We start from the raw sequence: 16155 nt of genomic DNA on the forward strand, positions 1-16155 counted from the left end.
TTCATTGGTGCGATTTCCGACATTGCGGCCCGTTGACAAATGCCTCGCCGTATGGCCTCCGACGTCCGAACCATTATCTGCCGGAACGATTTTCAAAATCCACGAAGCGTGTATATGATCGGTGCGGCGGGCCGTGAATCACCGGCCGTGCACGAAAATCCGGGAATGCGAGGAGGTTCTATGGCGGGACCGGAATTTGCGACGCTGCGCGAACAGGTGGCCGCACTGCGGGCCAGGACCATTTCGGCCACCGAAATGCTCGAGCAGACCATTGCACGCATCGAGAAGTTCGACGACAAGGTCAATGCCGTGGTGGTGCGGGATTTCGACCGCGCCCGCGCCGCCGCGCAACAGGCCGACACGGCGCTGGCACGCGGTGAATTCGCGCCGCTGCTCGGTGTTCCGGTGGCGGTGAAAGAATCGTTCAATGTGGCGGGTCTGCCGACCACGTGGGGATATCCGGATGCGAAGGGTTGGCTGCCCACCGAGGACGCGGCGCTGGTGACGCGGGTCAAAGCCGCGGGCGCAGTCGTCATCGGCAAGACCAATGTGCCTCGCTCCCTTCATGATTGGCAGTCCTACAACGACATCTACGGCACGACCAGCAATCCGTGGGATCTGACCCGCTCGCCCGGCGGTTCCTCGGGCGGCTCGTCCGCCGCGCTCGCGGCGGGCTACGTCTCGCTCGCCCTCGGCTCCGATATCGCCGGATCGCTGCGGGTGCCTGCGCATTTCTGCGGCATCTACGCCCACAAACCCTCGCGGACGCTGCTGCCGGGACGTGGAAATACGCCGCCCCGGACACCCGCGCTGCCCGCCCCGCAGGATCTCCCCGTGGTCGGGACCATGACGCGCAGCGCCGCCGACCTGACCATGGCGACCCTGCTGCTCGCCGGACCCGACGAGGTGGAGGCGGTGGCGTATCAGCTGGCGCTGCCGCCGCCGCGCGGCGCCGAATTCGGCGACTTCCGGGTGCTGATCGTCGACACCCACCCGCTGCTGCCGACATCGACCGTCATCCGCGACGGTTTCGACCGGATCGCGCGGGGACTGGAAAGGGCAGGCGCCACCGTCGCCAGGCACAGCGAACTGCTGCCCGACCTCACGTTGACGGCGAAAACCTATCTGACACTGCTGATTTCGCAATTCGGCGCGGATACGCCGGTCGACAACTATCGAATGCTCCAGACCGCCGCCGCCGAAATCCCGCCGGACGACGACACACTGGAAGCGGTCATCGGCCGAGCATGGGTGGCCAGCCACGGGGACTGGATCAAGGCGGACCGGGTTCGCATCGGTCTCGCCGCCGAATGGCGCCGCCTGTTCGGCGAATTCGATGTGGTGCTGTGCCCGGTCACGCCGACACCGGCCTTCCCCCATGACCATTCGGATATGGGCACCCGCACGATCGAAATCGACGGCACCACATATCCATACCATTACCACCTCTTCTGGGCGAGCATCGCGACGCTCATCGGCCTACCGTCCACCGCCGCACCGATCGGCCGCACCCCCGAAGGCCTCCCCTACGGCATGCAGATCATCGGCCCCTACCTCGAAGACCACACCACACTGCGGTTCGCCGAACTTGTAGAGCAGGAATTAGGCGGTTTCACCCCACCACCGGGTTTCGCGTAACGGGGCGATGCCGCAAAGGCGGCAGGTGTGAATATCCGGACCGTAGACTGTCGCGATGTTCGAATACCACGGGTGGATTTCCTTGCGCGCCACCGCCGCAGCAGTCGACGATGAGCCACCGCTGCCGCTGGCGGAGATCGAGGTACTGGTGGGCGAGCTGTCCGGATACGCCCTGATGGACCTGCGTGCGATGAACGGGAACCACTACGTTCACATGGGAGGACACCCCAATCATCGTGGTATCCATGGAGATCGGCTGATCACGATGTTCCGGCGAATCGGTGAATTAGCGCCCGGATCATATGGCCTCCTGTACGTACGCGACGACGAAGACCCGCATCACCCAACGGAATTTCGGGTGTACCGCATGGTCAGGGGCGCCGTCACGGAACAGGCCGACACCCTTCTCTCACCGGTCATCCCGGTTCTGGAAGACCCGGATACCGGATTGGCTGAATCACCGCACTAGTTCACGGGCATCGGGAGTTGAAAATATGCTGCGCCGCAACGGCATCGCTGCGACGACCGCCCCGTAAGCAATACGAGGAGCACACCGAATAGGCGAGAAGTCGCCCTACCTTCATGGTGTTGTCAACATCGCAGTCTATTGACAACCGCCGCAAAGTGCGCCCCTCCTAATGGCAATCACTATCTGCTGCAACGATTTTCGAAATTCTCGAGGTGCGCATAGACTGCCGTCCGGCACGGCGAGTGCCTCGGCCACAAGCTCCCGGTGTACGAATCCGGGGAATTCAAGGAGATTTTATGCCTGGAATGGAATTCGCGACTCTGCGTAATCAAGTGGCCGCGTTACAGACCAAGACGATATCGGCCACCGAATTGCTCGAGCTGACCATCACGCGCATCGAGAAGTTCGACGACAAGGTCAATGCCGTGGTGGTGCGGGATTTCGACCGCGCCCGCGCCGCCGCGCAGCAGGCCGACACGGCCCTGGCACGCGGTGAATTCACGCCGCTGCTCGGTGTTCCGGTGGCGGTGAAGGAATCGTTCAATGTCGCGGGCCTACCGACCACCTGGGGCTTTGCCGATGCGGAAGGCTGGCAGCCCGCCGAGGACGCCGTACTGGTGACCCGGGTCAAGGACGCGGGCGGCGTCGTCATCGGCAAGACCAATGTGCCTCGCTCCCTGAACGATTGGCAGTCATACAACGACATCTACGGCACGACCAACAACCCATGGGACCTGACGCGCTCGCCCGGCGGCTCGTCCGGCGGCTCGTCGGCCGCGCTCGCGGCGGGCTACGTCTCGCTCGCCCTCGGCTCCGACCTCGCCGGATCGCTGCGGATACCAGCGCATTTCTGCGGTGTCTACGCACACAAGCCGTCACTGCCCCTGCTGCCGGGTCGCGGGAACACGCCGCCTCGCACGCCGACGCTCCCGACTCGGCCGGACCTCGCCGTGGTCGGCCCCATGACGCGCAGCGCCGCCGACCTCACCCTGGCGACCCTGCTGCTCGCCGGTCCCGACGAGATGGAGGCGGTCGCCTATCAGCTGGCGCTGCGGCCGCCGCGCGGCGAAGAGTTGCGCGACTATCGGGTGCTGGTCATCGATAGCCATCCGCTGGTGCCGACCGGGACCGTCATCCGCGACGGACTCGACCGGATCGCCCGCGGGCTCGAACAGGCCGGCGCCACCGTCGCCCGGCACAGCGCACTGCTGCCCGACCCCACACTGACCGCGAAAACCTATCTGGCCCTGCTGGTCTCGCAGTTCAGTGCGGATGTGCCCGCCGACGTCTACCGGGCGGCCCAGGCCACCGTCGCGGCCATTCCGCCGGGCACCGACCCCTTGGAGGCCATCATCCGTGGCCCCTTCGTGGCCAGCCACGGTGATTGGGTCGCCAACCACGGTGATTGGGTCAAGGCCGACCGGGTCCGCGCCGACCTCGCCGACCAGTGGCGACGCCTGTTCGGCGAATTCGATGTGGTGCTGTGCCCGATCACGCCGACACCGGCCTTCCCCCACGATCATTCGGATCTCGGCACCCGCACGTTCGAAATCGATGGCACCACATACCCTTACGATCACCACATGATCTGGATCAGTGCCGCCACGGCGCTCGGGCTGCCGTCGACCGCGGTCCCGATCGGACACTCCCCGGAAGGACTGCCCTTCGGCATGCAGATCCTCGGCCCCTACCTCGAAGACCACACGACGCTGCGATTCGCGGAACTGATCGAGCAGGAATTCGGCGGCTTCACCCCACCGCCCGGTTTCGCGTGATGCCTCAGCGGCCGAGCGCGCAGCGGACGCCCGCAAAACCGATCAGCGAATCGCTGTTCCAGGATTCGTAGCCAGCTCGGTGATGATTCGTTCCAGCTCGTGCAGCGGATCGCCCACCGGCTCGGGCGAAGGCGTCGTGGTGTGCGCCTGGATCAATTGGATGACATCGGTGAAGGATGCCTGCCGGATCGGCGGGAGCAGTGAGCCGGTTTTCGCGATGATCGCCTCACGCACCCGGCACAATCGCGCGGCCCGGTCCCAGTCGCGGCGGTCGGCGGCGATCGCCATGACACCCTCGGCGCACCACGACAGGTAGAGCGGATTGCCGAACTCCAGCATGAGCCGGGTGGCCTCGGCGAACAGTTCGAACGCGTGGCCGGTGGCCTGTTGCGCCAGCGCGAGATGACCGGACAGCAGCAGGCTCATGGCGATCGCCCACGGGTCGTCGTAGCGGCGGGAGGCCTCGAGCGAGGTCTCGGCCAGCAGCTGTCCCTGCGCGAAGTCACCCAGGTTCAGCGCCGTATGCGCCTGCACCGCCGCCACCACGCCCGCACGGAACTCGTCGCCGCGATCACGGTGCAGCGCATAGCTTTCCGCCAGCAGCGCCTCGGCCTCCCGGTAGCGACCACAGGTACTGGCCGAGGTGCCGAGCACGCGCATCACCTCGGCGAGCTGTCCGGATTCGCCCAGGTCGCGGTACAGCGCCAGCGCCTCGTTCCCATACGCGTCGACGCGGTCGGGTTGGCGACCGTGGAAGGCGAGCCAGGCGAGCATCTGCAGCATGTCGGCTCGTGCGCGCGGATCCGCCAGGTCACGCGCGGCGGCGTCGGCCTGCTCGGTCAGCGCGGCGGCTCGCTCCAGATCACCGCTGATGGAGGTGACGTAGGCCAGGCCGACCGAGATCTTCGCGACCGCCGCCATATCGTTCAGATCGATGGCCAGCGCGAGCGCCTCCTCGTACGCGGCGACGGCATCGGGATGGCGGGACCGATGCCGGGCGATCAGGCCCTGTGCGGTCAACGCGAGCATCAGATCGGCCCGGTCGTGACTGCGGCGCGCCGCCTCGACCGCAGGCCCGCACAGCTCGCAGGCCCGGTCGAACGCACCCTGCTCGACGGCCAAAGTCGTTGCGCCGACCAGTACTTCGGTCAGGGCCGAGACGTTCGTCTCCACATCCGGCAGTCGCAGTATCGCCTCCAGCCAGCGCCGCCCCTCGGTCAACTGCCCCCGGCGGGACCAGTACCGCCACAGCGCCCCACCGATATCCAGTGCGATCGCGGTATGTCCGGTGGCCACCGCCCAGCTCAGCGCGGCGCGCACATTGTCGATGTCGGGCGGCTCCGGACCGGGGTGCGGCGGTACCGCGCCGCCACGGACCAGCTCCGCGAAATACCGGGCATGCCGGGTATGGATCGTGTCGGTCTCGCCCGCGGCGTCGAGCCGTTCGAGCCCGTATTCGCGGATGGTCTCCAGCATCGTCATGCGGGACGGATCACCGGTGGTCAGCGGTCGGAGCATGTTCTGCCTGGTCAAGCCGGACAACAGGTCGAGAACGCCGCCCTCGGCCTCGGTGGCGACCGCCGCGATGGCCGTTTCGTCGAAACCTCCGGTGAAGACGCTCACCTGCCGGAACAGTCGTTGTTCGGCGGGTGTGAGCAGGTCATAGCTCCACGCGATGGCGTCGCGCATCGTCCGCTGGCGGGTGGGCAGGTCGTGCGGACCGTCGGTCAGCACCGGCAGCCGGTGACGCAACCGGGCCAGCAGCGCGGCCGGGTGCAGCACCGCACTCCTGGCCGCCGCCAGCTCGATCGCGAGCGGCAGGCCGTCCAGGTGACGGCAGATCGCGATGATCGCGGCGTCGGTGTCCGGATCGGACGCGATCTCGACACCGGCCGCCTCCGCGCGTTCACGAAACAGTACGACCGCGGCATACGCCCGGCCGGGCTGGTCGGTCCCCTCGAGCGGGGGCAGTTCCAGCGGCGCGATCCGATAGACGCGCTCACCGCGGACCGCGAGCGGAATTCGGCTCGTGACCAGGACCGTCAGCCCCGGACATGCCGCGAGCAGCTCGAGGATCCTGGTCCGCGCCCGCACAACCTGCTCGACATTGTCCAGCAGAAGCAGCAGCATGCGGTCACCGACGGCGGATACCACCCGCTCCCACAGCGACATGGGTCCCTCGTCGGTGACGTCCAGCGCCGCGGCGATCCTGGACTCGACCTCCGGCACCTCGCGCGCGGGCGTAAGGTCAACCGGCACAACGCCATCGGGAAAGTCGGCCGCCAGCTGCCCGGCGACCTCCATGGCGACTCGGGTCTTGCCGACACCACCCGGCCCACTCACCGTCACCAGCCGGTAGCGCCGCTCGCGGACCAGATCCACCAGCGTCCGCACCACCCCGGCGCGCCCGATCAACGGGTTCGGCGGACACGGCAATCGGCTGGGCGCCGCGCCGCCCCGCGGCGGTCGAGCCGCGACAACACCCGGCCTGGCCGCCGCCAGCAGCAGAGCCCTGCCGTCCGCGTCCTGCCCCAGCGCCTCGGACAGTGCCACCACGGAATCCAGCCGCGGTTTACGCGCCGGATCGCGCTCCAGGTCGCTGATGGCTTTCGCGCTGATTCCGGACCGCTCGGCCAAACCCTCCTGGGTCAACCCCGCCGATACTCGAAGCCGCCTGAGCAGTTCCCCGAATCCGGCATCCGCCATCTCGGCCAGCACCCCCGATCAGTCCGGCAGTCGGTGCCACAGTACCGCGCGTCACGTTCGGACAGAACGGGGAGAACTCGGGGAGTGAACGTCCTGTCCCGTCGCCGATGCCGGAGCGCACCCTTACCTCGAACGAACACTCGGTGAGGGAAGGTGGCACATGACGCCCGAGGATCTCAAGGAACGCAACCGCCGATTCGTCGACGAGGCCTGGGTGCAGGGCGATCTCGCGGTCGTCGATACCCTCTTCGGGGCGGACATCGTGCATCATGTGGCAGGTCCGCGGCCTGCTCCCGGTCCACAGGGCGTCAAGGATTTCATCACCGGGCTGCGCTCGGTATTCGCCGACATGCACGTGACCTACGAGAACGAGGTCGTCGAGGGCGACAAGGCGGTGCAACACATCACCGTCGCGGGGATCCACGCCGGGGAGTTCCTCGGCATCGCGCCGACCGGACGCCGGGTCGCGTTCGAGGTCGTCGATATCAACCGCTTCGATCGCGACGGCCGGATCGTGGAACAGTGGTCGATCGCCGACCTGTTCTCGGTCCTGCGGCAGATCGGCGCACCGACCGATCCCGGGCACGAATGATCACCGCAGCGACGCCCCGTATGCCGGAAACCGTTCCGGCAGTGCCGGATCACGATCGGGCCGGACTGTTCTACCGGGTTCTCGGACCGGTGGAAGTGGAGGTGAACGGCACCCCGGTGCGGACCGGCCCGACGGTGCGCCGGGCGCTCGGCGCACTACTCGCCGCCGAGGGGCAGGCACTCACCGATGATCGGCTGATCGACCGGATATGGCCCGAGCCGCCGCGCGATCCGGTCGCGGCGCTGCGGCTGATCGTCTGGCGCATTCGCAATCTTTTCGGCCCGGCGCTGCGAGATACCTTGCGCCGCACCTCGATCGGATACGTGCTGGCGGTGCCGCCGCACGCCACCGACCACGCCGTATTCACCGCCCGGGTAACGGCCGGACTGTCGGCCCTGTCCGAGGGCGAATTCGATTATTCCGAAAGGACTTTCGAGGCCGCGCTGGCGCTGTGGTGCGGCGAGCCGTGGTCCGAATTCGGTGAGGACGCACCGTTCGTCCGAAACCGGTTGCGGTTGACCGAACTCCGCGACATAGCCGTCGAGGAGCTGCTGGCCGCCCGGCTGGCACGCGGGCAGCTCGGCCCCACCGTCGCCGCCTTACGAGCGGCGGTCGGGGAAGCGCCGTATCGCGAACGCCGCTGGGAACTGTTGGCGCTGGGGCTGTATCGCAGCGGACGGCAAGTGCAGGCGCTGGCCGAACTGCGCCGAGTGCGGGATCTGCTCGCCACCGAAATCGGCATCGAACCCGGTCCGCGACTGCGCACACTGCAACAACGCATGCTCACACACGATCCCGGCCTCGCCGCCGATTGTCCGCCGATACTGTTGCGGGCCGGGTGATTCCGAAACGGCTTTCAGCGGCCGGAGCCGTTTCCGGTGCGCGGCGCCGACGGCGTGATGTGGTAACGGCGGCCCCGGATACGAGCGGGCCGGAATCGCACCGCCGGATCGGTTATCACCGTCCAGTCATCGGAAGTTCCCGCGATCATCCTGATAGTGCTGGAAATAAACACCGCACCTCCCTCATTCGCCCAGATGAACGATTGGGCCGAATTGTTGTTCATAGTTGCTCATGCTGTCGTTGAGTGTTTGCATCAGGCGAAAGATCATCGACGGCGGGAATTTCACGCGCGCCACCACTTGCACGGGTTGCCGCATCAGGGGCCTGCCGCTGTCGTCGACACCGGGATCGGTGGGCAGATGTACGACGAAATCCAGCGTGAAATCCGTCCGGTTGTACCAGCAGGTGAAACCGTTGGCGTATACCCCGGCGCTCAGCGCCTCGGGCACGATCACCTCGACGTTCACCGGCGGATTCGTCTCGTCCATTACCGAACCTGTCCCCGATGGTCGGAAGGGCCACCCCTGCGGTGACCCTTCCTGTGCACGTGACTATCGGGCGGCCATCCGTGTTTGATGCCGCATCTGGCTCAGCTGCATCTCCCCTTGACTTGCCCGGTCTTGTGCGCGGGTGGCCTGGTCATCGGCTTGTTGAGCCAATTGGTTGGCCTGGTCGGCCTGATCCTGAGCCGACTGCGCCCGCTGCTGCGACTGGTTGGCCTCGTTCTGCGCCTGCTGGGCCTGGTTCTGCGCCCGGTCGGCTTCGTTCTGGGCCTGCTGCGCCTGGTTCTGCGCCTGTATGGCCTGCTGGCGGGCCTGTTGAGCCTGCTGATTGGCCTGGTTCGCCTCACTCTGCGCCATGCTGGCCTGATGCTGGACCTGGCGCGCCTGCTGCTGTGCCTGACGAGCCAGATTCTGTGCCTGCTGGGCGGATTGACGAGCGCTCTGCGCTTCCAGGCGCGCGTCTTCGACCTGCATTCTGAGCATTTCGATATCCCGGATACCCGACATGTCCTCGCGCCCGGTTTCGGCCGTCTCTTGTGCCATCTCGACTTCCCCTACCTCGGTGGGTATGTGGTGTCCGCTGCGTCGATGGAGTTGGGACCAGAAAATCATCACTCCCCGGTTGATCCGCACGCAAAGCATTGGAAATATTCCCGAAACAATTGAATGCGAAGGCACGACTCGCGATCCGTGATTCATCCGACCTTTTTCGCAGCACATCTCCGGCAGTTCCCAACGATCGGGGCAGACCCGGATCGCACGGATCCGGCGCCGAACGGCAAACACCGGGCAGCCGGACATCGTCGAAACCAATTGCGTTTCTTGCATTTTCAACGGTAATTTTTCCGGTGCGCTCGGGCACGCCCGCCGGTGATTCCGGTGGCGCACACACCGTGCCGCGCGGGTTCCCCCGCCTACCGCCGACGCCGACGATCCGCTGACCAGGAAGGCTTGCCGACCGGCCACACCGGACGGGAGGTCGCCGATGGCGGACACGTAGTCGCCGAACCGGCTACCGGCCGCGAAGATCGGCCGCGCGATCACTGCGCCGACCACTCCGGTCGCAATCGATCAAGTCTTCTCGATATCGCAGCATTATTTTCCGAAATATGTCGATCGTTGTCGATCTTGTGCGCACAGAGTTAGTCTCATTCGGAAACCGGTCTGTTTCACGCTCATTCGACCCGCAGTCCTCATCGACCTACCGGGAAAGGCGTGTGGCTGTTATGACGGTGGATGAAGTTCCTGATGTCGGCATCTCGGCCGACGACACAGAGGCAGCCTATAGAAGTAGAGTCGTCGAGCTGTCCGAGGCGTCGGTGACGCGACGGTTCAATCCCTACGTCGACATCGACTGGGACGCGCCCGATATGACCGTCGTTCCGAACGATCCGAGCTGGATCCTGCCGGATACCAGCCTGCCGATGGGCCACCATCCCTGGTATGTGAGCCTTCCCGACGATCGCAAGGCCCAGATCGGCATGTGGCTGCATATCAATACCCTCCGGCGGCAGCGGCAGTTGGAGCTGCTCCTCGTCAACGGGCTCGCGGAGCGCCAATTTGCACTGCCCGACGGGTCCCCCGAAATTCGCTATATGACCCATGAGATGGCCGAAGAGTGCGGCCATACCCTGATGTTCCAGGAGATATGCAAGCGGACCGGACTCCATGTCCCCGGCGCGGGCCGGCTGGTGTGGCTGCTTTTCCTATTCTCCCCGATCATCGCTGCCATCATGCCGTTGACTTTTCTCCTCTCGGTGCTGGCCGCCGAGGAGATCGTCGACTACTACCAGCGCAGTGTGCTTCGGGCCGGGGCGGAAGCCGGGCGCATTCCGCCGATGCTGGACCGGTGTTTCTCCGCGCATATCGCCGAGGAGGCCCGGCACATGTCCTTCGCCAGCGACTATGTCCGGCAGCGGGTCCCTTCGCTGAGCCGGATCGGCCGACTGTGGCTGTCGGTGACGGCAGCGTATGTCTCCCGGGTGGAGGCCGATATCCAGCTGTTTACGCCGAAACAGTTCTTCCGCGACTGCGGGGTGCCCAGGGAGATCGAGCGGGATTTCCGGCTCCGGTCGCCATACATCAAAGCGGAACGACGCCGCGCGCTCGGCAGCATGCGCCACCTCGTCGCCGAACTCGGACTGATGAATCCGGTGGGGAAACTGGCGTGGCGACTGTACGGCGTCTCCGGGCCGCCGACGCGCCATCGACTGGAACCGAAGCGGAAGGCGGTGTGACCCGATGCCACACGTGGTGACGCAACCCTGCTGCAGCGACGGATCCTGTGTGTACGTGTGCCCGGTCAACTGCATCCACCCGACCCCCGACGAACCCGACTTCCTCAGTGCCGAAATGCTTTACATCGATCCGGGAACCTGCATCGACTGCGGAACCTGCATGTCGGCGTGCCCGGTCGACGCGATCGTCTCGGACCGGGACCTGACCACGGCGCAACGTCCGTTCATCGATATCAACGCCGCGTTCTATCGGGAGCCGCGCCCGCGCCCTCGGCTCGCGCCGCTGATTCCGTTGCCCGCCATGAATACGGGCGGGGAACGGGTCCGGGTGGCGATCGTCGGTTCGGGACCCGCGGCGATGTACGCCGCCGACGAACTGTTGTCGCAGCGCGAGGTTCGGGTCAATATCTTCGACCGCTGCACGGTGCCCTATGGCCTCGTGCAGAACGGCGTGGCACCGGATCAGCGGGAGGTCAAAGAGATTCGGCACCTGTTCGACAAGGTGTCGGCCCGGTCGCGGCTGAATATGTATCTGGGTGTGGAAATCGGCACCGACGTCTCCCACGATGAACTACTCGCCTACCACCACGCCGTCATCTACGCGGTCGGTGCGTCGGCGAGCAAACGGCTCGGCATCCCCGGCGAGGATCTGCCGGGCTGCGAATCCGGAATCGACTTCGCGGCCTGGTACAACGGCCATCCCGATTACGCGCAGAGCTCATGTCAACTGTCGACGCGCCGGGCCGTGATCATCGGCAACGGCAACGTTGCACTCGATGCCGCCCGCATTCTCACCCTCGACCGGGATCGGCTGGACGAATCCGATATCGCGCCTGCCGCGCTGAGCGCGTTGCGGCACAGCAAAATACAGGAAGTGATCATCGTCGGACGACGCGGTCCGGCGGAATCGGCGTTCACCGTGCCGGAATTCGTCGGCCTGCTCGGACGCGATATCGATATCGTCGTCGACGCCGACCTGCCCGATCCGCACGCCTACCCCTACGCGACCGAACAGAAGCTGCTCTTGTTGCAGCGCGCGCAACAACGCACGGGCGGCCACCGCAAGCGGATCGTATTCCGCTATCAGCTCTCCCCCACCCGGATATACGGCAAAGACCGGGTGACCGGAGTCTCGCTGGTACACAACGAAATTCGCCGCAGCGGTGGCCACGAGCAGGTGGTGCCGACCGACCGGTCCGAGCGATTGTCCTGCGGGCTGATCCTCACCGCCATCGGCAATCGCGGCGTCGGCGTCGCCGGACTGCCCTTCGACGAGCACACCGGCGTCATTCCGAATACCGACGGGCGGGTGCTGGCCGCCGATGGCCGGTCGACATTGCCCGGGGTGTATGTGACCGGCTGGATCAAGCGGGGTTCGGTGGGTTTCATCGGCACGAATCGGAGCTGTGCGCAGGAGACGGTCCGCAAGGTGGCCGAGGACGTCAACAGCGGTCTGCTGCGCAGGCGCACCCTCACCCGGCGCGATCTGGAACAGATGTTGAGCCGCCGCAAACCGACCACGCTTCGCAACGCCCTGCGGCGGTCTTAGCCGAGACAGGAGGTCCCATGACGGTACTGGCGAAACCTGAGCCGTTATCGCGAAACGCGCGGATCGCGGCGCTGGTGGCGCTGTGTCTCGCGGAACTACTTGTCGTCCTGGACAATACGCTGGTCAATGTGGCGCTGCCGACGATGGCGGTGCGGCTGCACGCCTACATGAGCGGACTGCAGTGGATCGTCGACGCGTTCACCTTGGCGTTCGCCGGGCTGCTCCTCGCGATGGGCCATCTGGGTGATCGGTACGGGCGACGCCGGATGATGCTGATCGGCTTGTCCGGAGTCGCGGTCATGTCGGCCGTCGGCGCGCTGTCCACCGGACTCGGGCAGGTGATCGCGGCCCGCGCGGGCATGGGGGTCTTCGCGGCCGCGGTGTATCCGTCGACCTTGGCGATGATCACCAATATCTTCACCGATGCCCGCGAGCGCGCCCAGGCCATCGCCGCGTGGTCCGCGATGGCCGGTATCGCCATCGCGCTCGGGCCGACCGTCGGCGGTTGGCTGCTCGGCGTGTTCTCCTGGCACGCGGTGTTCTGGATCAACATCCCCATCGCGCTGGTCACCATCGTCGCGATCGTGACGCTGACACCGGAGTCCCGAGCCGATCACGGCGGCCGCCTCGATATCGTCGGATTGGCACTGTCGCTGATCGGGGTGACATCGCTGGTGTACACGATCATCGCCGCGCCGCGGTGGGGCTGGTTGTCGACCGCGAGCCTGGCGGGTTATGCGATATCGGTCGTATTGCTCGTGCTTTTCGTGGCCTGGGAGCTGCGAGTGGCCGCACCGGTGTTGGATGTGCGGCTGTTCCGGAATCCGCGTTTCGCGGTGCCCGCCTTCGCGATCACCGTTTCCTTCTTCTCCGGGTTGGGATTCCTGTTCCTGTTCACGCAGTACTTCCAGGGCATCAAGGAATTGTCCGCATTCGAATTCGGCGTGCACTCTTTGCCGTTCGCGGCCGCGGTCTGTGTCGCCGCACCGGCCGCGACCCTGCTGGCCCAGCGTATCGGCGCGACGGCGGTGATCGTGACCGGGCTGGCGCTGATGGCCGCCGCCATGGCGATGATCATGCTGATCACGGTCGACACACCGTATTTGGGGCCGGTGCTCGTCACGATGGTGGTGCTCGGGGTCGGCTTCGCCGTGGTGCAGGGGCCGGCCACGGATTCGATCATGGCCTCGGTACCGGTCGAACAGGCCGGAGCGGGCTCGGCGGTGAACGACACCACCCGGGAGACCGGCGGTGCGCTCGGCGTGGCCGTCCTCGGCTCGGTGATGGCCTCCGTCTACACCGCCCGGGTCGGCGCGCGCATCGACGCCGTACCGTCCGCGCTCATGACCGCGCAGCAGAAGGATCTCGCCAGGCACAGCCCGATCAGCGTGGTGGATATCGCCGCCGCGCGGGTGAGCCCCTTTCTGGCGGGCCCCCGCGACGACCTGGTCCGGGCAATAAAGGTCGCGGCGATGACCGGGGCGCATCTGTCCGCCGCCGTCACAGTCGTCGTACTGCTTATCTCCGCGATCACGGTCGCGGTCCTGCTGCCGTGGCGGCCGGAGCGCACCGACGATATCGGGGAGCGCGCCATTACGGACCGTGACCGTGAATTCGCCACCGCCGCTGGAGATTCCACGCGCACACCGGCGGACCGCCATCTCGTCGCCGATCCGGTACGTTCCAGCCGAGGGTTGCCGAGATCCGCGAACAGGCCCCGTGTCGAAGTCAGGCGGCGGATGAGACTTCGACGCAGGGCCTACAGGTCGAGAAGGCGATCGAACAGCGGATTGGAGAAGCGCCGGTAGGAGTCGGCGGAGGAGACGCCCCCTTGGGCGTGGATGCGGGACATGCGGGATTTGAAGTCGGCGAATTGCTGGGGGTAGGCGACGTTCTTCAGATAGTCCTCGGCCGGGCGGCCCCGAAAGGTCAAGTGCTGCCACTGTTTTGCCCAATGCGGGCGGACGTTCAGCGGGTTGCCGAGATGGTCGGTTTCCGAACACCAGCGGTCGGTGATGGCTTGGGTGAAGGCGTTCCAGAGGGGTTCGGGGGTGTGCAGGCTGGTGAGGACCTCGATGGAACAGGTGCCGAAGGTGTTACCGCGCTCGGGAGCCAGGTCCATGGCGGAATCGCCCATGACGCGCATCTCCAATGCGATGCGCATGGGTCCTTCGGGCCAGCGGTAGACCTCATCGATGGCGTTCCACCAGGCGCGGCGGCAGACATCCCAGTCCGGGCGGGTGGGGTCGTCGGCGCGGGCCGGAATCGGGATGAGAAGTTCGACATCCAGAACGCGCCAGTTCTGGATGCCGCGGCGGAAATGCAGGGCGTCGATCAGCGGGGCGACGATACTCGGTTCGAAGTCCTCGACGCCGGGGAGCTGGATCATGGCGGTGTTGGCGAGGAACGATGCCTGGGTCGGGCCGGGGAGGGCCTGGAACGGCGGAAAGTCGTTGATACCCGAGGCAATCCAGGATTCCAGCCACTGCTGCAGCGCCTCCGGCGGGGACGGGTAGTCGACGGCGGCCGCGCGCGGGGCGTCATTGTTCCAGGAGTGGGTCCAGCCCTCCCGGTGATAGGGGAACCAGAACCATTCGGAGTAGAAATCCTCCGCACAGCGGCGCTCGAAATCCACTCGGGCCGCTTCCATCTGATCGGGCGTGACCGCCGGATCGGCGAGGGCGGGTGGTATGGGGAAACCGGGCGGCGGCGGCACGGTCAGCAGAATCGACTGTTTCACCGGGCGCATATCGGCGAAACTCATGGGGTCGAGTTTCAGCGTCAACGAGGTCACCACGCCGAGCAGGCCGAAACATCCGGCGGCGGCGCGCAGCAACTCCGGATCGGACACCGTTTGGAATTCGCCGTTCGCGTTGACGAATTCGATTTCGTGGACCAGATCGCTGAGGGTTCGATTCCGCAATCCCGCGCCGTGACACATCGGCCCGTTGCTGCCGCCGTAGGTGATTTCGACCATGATGACGTTCAGCGGCAGCGTCCACTGCCAGCGGCCGCCGGAATCGCTCAGACACCATTGCCGGAACTGTTCATTGGTGGTCCCGGCGCCGATACGGCACAGCGCCTTCGTGACGCCGTCCTCGGCGATCGTGCCGACGATATTTATGCCCTGCAGTTCGTTCGCCGGATCCAGCGGCGTGGGAAAGGACGGGATCTGTTCCGCCTCGCGCAGCGGCAGCAGGGAGATCAGCACGCAGCCGTCCTCGCCGAAAATATCGGTCCAGCTGTGCCGGTATCCGGCGACCCGCACCCGTTTGTCGTGCTCGCGGGCCCAGCGCACCAGATTCTGGATACCGCCCCGCGTGCGCGGTAGAAAGGTGACGGCGGGCCGATTCCCCACCGTCAATCCCCAGTTCGCGAAATCGTGCGCGAATACGCAACCCATTGGCGTGCCGTCACTTTCCGACACTTCCGGGTGGCCAGACGCGTTATTCAGCAGCCAGCGCTGCAATTCCACGGTCGGCGGACTGGGCGGAAACGCACCGCCGGGCGCCGAAACGATATCGCCGCCCGCGCGCAGATGCTCCGCGACCGCGCGCACCTGCGGCGGTAACTGATCCAGGGAGGCCAGCTCTGGATGCGCGTCGACGAAATCGAGCAGCCGCCGCAGCAAGATATCCCGCGTCATCCCACCCGCGGCCGATTCGGCCAGCAACGGTTGCATCGGATCGAAAAGTCCCGGGAGCTCGGGTAGACCCGGCATCGCGGATGCCTTGCCCGCGGCGGCAAGGCCGAATGCAGCCAGAAACGCGGTAACGAAACGGCGACGGTCCATGGACGCAGACTATTCAGCAAATAGTTGGTAATCGTGAGGGCGCGCCGGAT

The 16155-nt window shown here is 66.0% G+C and carries 12 protein-coding genes; 8 read left to right on the forward strand and 4 right to left on the reverse strand.

What is annotated here, in order from left to right; translation table 11 throughout:
- Positions 1-180 precede the first annotated feature (180 nt).
- From LGY53_RS23870 to LGY53_RS23880, 3 genes are all read left to right on the forward strand, one after another.
- Positions 181-1638, forward strand: a complete 1458-nt coding sequence (locus LGY53_RS23870; protein WP_225728933.1) for an amidase — start codon at positions 181-183, stop codon at positions 1636-1638.
- Positions 1639-1693: 55 nt separating this feature from the next.
- Entirely contained in the window at positions 1694-2107 is a 414-nt protein-coding gene (locus LGY53_RS23875; RefSeq protein WP_225728934.1) for an Imm7 family immunity protein, read from the forward strand.
- Positions 2108-2403: 296 nt separating this feature from the next.
- Positions 2404-3882, forward strand: coding sequence for an amidase (locus tag LGY53_RS23880; protein ID WP_225728935.1), 1479 nt, complete (start codon positions 2404-2406; stop codon positions 3880-3882).
- A gap of 42 nt (positions 3883-3924) precedes the next feature.
- Here the strand turns inward: LGY53_RS23880 and LGY53_RS23885 are convergent, their stop codons facing one another.
- Positions 3925-6600, reverse strand: coding sequence for a helix-turn-helix domain-containing protein (locus LGY53_RS23885; protein WP_225728936.1), 2676 nt, complete (start codon positions 6598-6600; stop codon positions 3925-3927).
- Between the two features lie 148 nt (positions 6601-6748).
- Here LGY53_RS23885 and LGY53_RS23890 point away from each other — a divergent pair, with 148 nt between their 5' ends.
- Positions 6749-7180, forward strand: coding sequence for an ester cyclase (locus LGY53_RS23890; RefSeq protein ID WP_225728937.1), 432 nt, complete (start codon positions 6749-6751; stop codon positions 7178-7180).
- 41 nt (positions 7181-7221) lie between these two features.
- Entirely contained in the window at positions 7222-8022 is an 801-nt protein-coding gene (locus LGY53_RS23895; RefSeq protein ID WP_225728938.1) for an AfsR/SARP family transcriptional regulator, read from the forward strand.
- Between the two features lie 183 nt (positions 8023-8205).
- Here the strand turns inward: LGY53_RS23895 and LGY53_RS23900 are convergent, their stop codons facing one another.
- Positions 8206-8490 (reverse strand): DUF3467 domain-containing protein, encoded by a 285-nt coding sequence (locus tag LGY53_RS23900; RefSeq protein WP_167475178.1) that lies wholly within the window; start codon positions 8488-8490, stop codon positions 8206-8208.
- Between the two features lie 84 nt (positions 8491-8574).
- Entirely contained in the window at positions 8575-9570 is a 996-nt protein-coding gene (locus LGY53_RS23905; protein ID WP_225728940.1) for a hypothetical protein, read from the reverse strand.
- Positions 9571-9635: 65 nt separating this feature from the next.
- Here LGY53_RS23905 and LGY53_RS23910 point away from each other — a divergent pair, with 65 nt between their 5' ends.
- The 3 genes from LGY53_RS23910 to LGY53_RS23920 are packed head-to-tail and all read left to right on the forward strand — an operon-like array spanning position 9636 to position 14120.
- On the forward strand, positions 9636-10763 hold the full coding sequence (locus tag LGY53_RS23910) for a diiron oxygenase (protein ID WP_225728941.1): 1128 nt from the start codon (positions 9636-9638) through the stop codon (positions 10761-10763).
- A 49-nt stretch (positions 10764-10812) separates the two neighbouring features.
- A complete protein-coding gene (locus LGY53_RS23915; protein ID WP_225728942.1) occupies positions 10813-12312 on the forward strand; it encodes an FAD-dependent oxidoreductase in 1500 nt (499 codons plus the stop codon).
- Between the two features lie 17 nt (positions 12313-12329).
- Positions 12330-14120 carry an MFS transporter gene (locus tag LGY53_RS23920; protein ID WP_225728943.1) on the forward strand — a complete coding sequence of 597 codons (1791 nt, stop codon included), beginning with the start codon at positions 12330-12332 and terminating at the stop codon, positions 14118-14120.
- Here the strand turns inward: LGY53_RS23920 and LGY53_RS23925 are convergent.
- Complete coding sequence (locus LGY53_RS23925; RefSeq protein WP_225728944.1) at positions 14072-16105, reverse strand: FAD-binding protein; 2034 nt, start codon at positions 16103-16105, stop codon at positions 14072-14074. The two genes, LGY53_RS23920 and LGY53_RS23925, sit on opposite strands and share 49 nt — an antisense overlap.
- Between the last annotated feature and the right edge of the window lie 50 nt (positions 16106-16155).

This window comes from Nocardia sp. JCM 34519.1 (assembly GCF_020361265.1).
Taxonomy (GTDB): domain Bacteria; phylum Actinomycetota; class Actinomycetes; order Mycobacteriales; family Mycobacteriaceae; genus Nocardia; species Nocardia arthritidis_A.

Bases quoted from the DNA above. Each gene is read 5' to 3' on its own strand.
- LGY53_RS23870 (WP_225728933.1), top strand. From the start codon at position 181: ATGGCGGGACCGGAATTTGCGACGCTGCGCGAACAGGTGGCCGCACTG.
- LGY53_RS23875 (WP_225728934.1), top strand. From the start codon at position 1,694: ATGTTCGAATACCACGGGTGGATTTCCTTGCGCGCCACCGCCGCAGCA.
- LGY53_RS23880 (WP_225728935.1), top strand. From the start codon at position 2,404: ATGCCTGGAATGGAATTCGCGACTCTGCGTAATCAAGTGGCCGCGTTA.
- LGY53_RS23890 (WP_225728937.1), top strand. From the start codon at position 6,749: ATGACGCCCGAGGATCTCAAGGAACGCAACCGCCGATTCGTCGACGAG.
- LGY53_RS23910 (WP_225728941.1), top strand. From the start codon at position 9,636: ATGTCGATCGTTGTCGATCTTGTGCGCACAGAGTTAGTCTCATTCGGA.
- LGY53_RS23920 (WP_225728943.1), top strand. From the start codon at position 12,330: ATGACGGTACTGGCGAAACCTGAGCCGTTATCGCGAAACGCGCGGATC.
- LGY53_RS23925 (WP_225728944.1), bottom strand. From the start codon at position 16,105: ATGGACCGTCGCCGTTTCGTTACCGCGTTTCTGGCTGCATTCGGCCTT.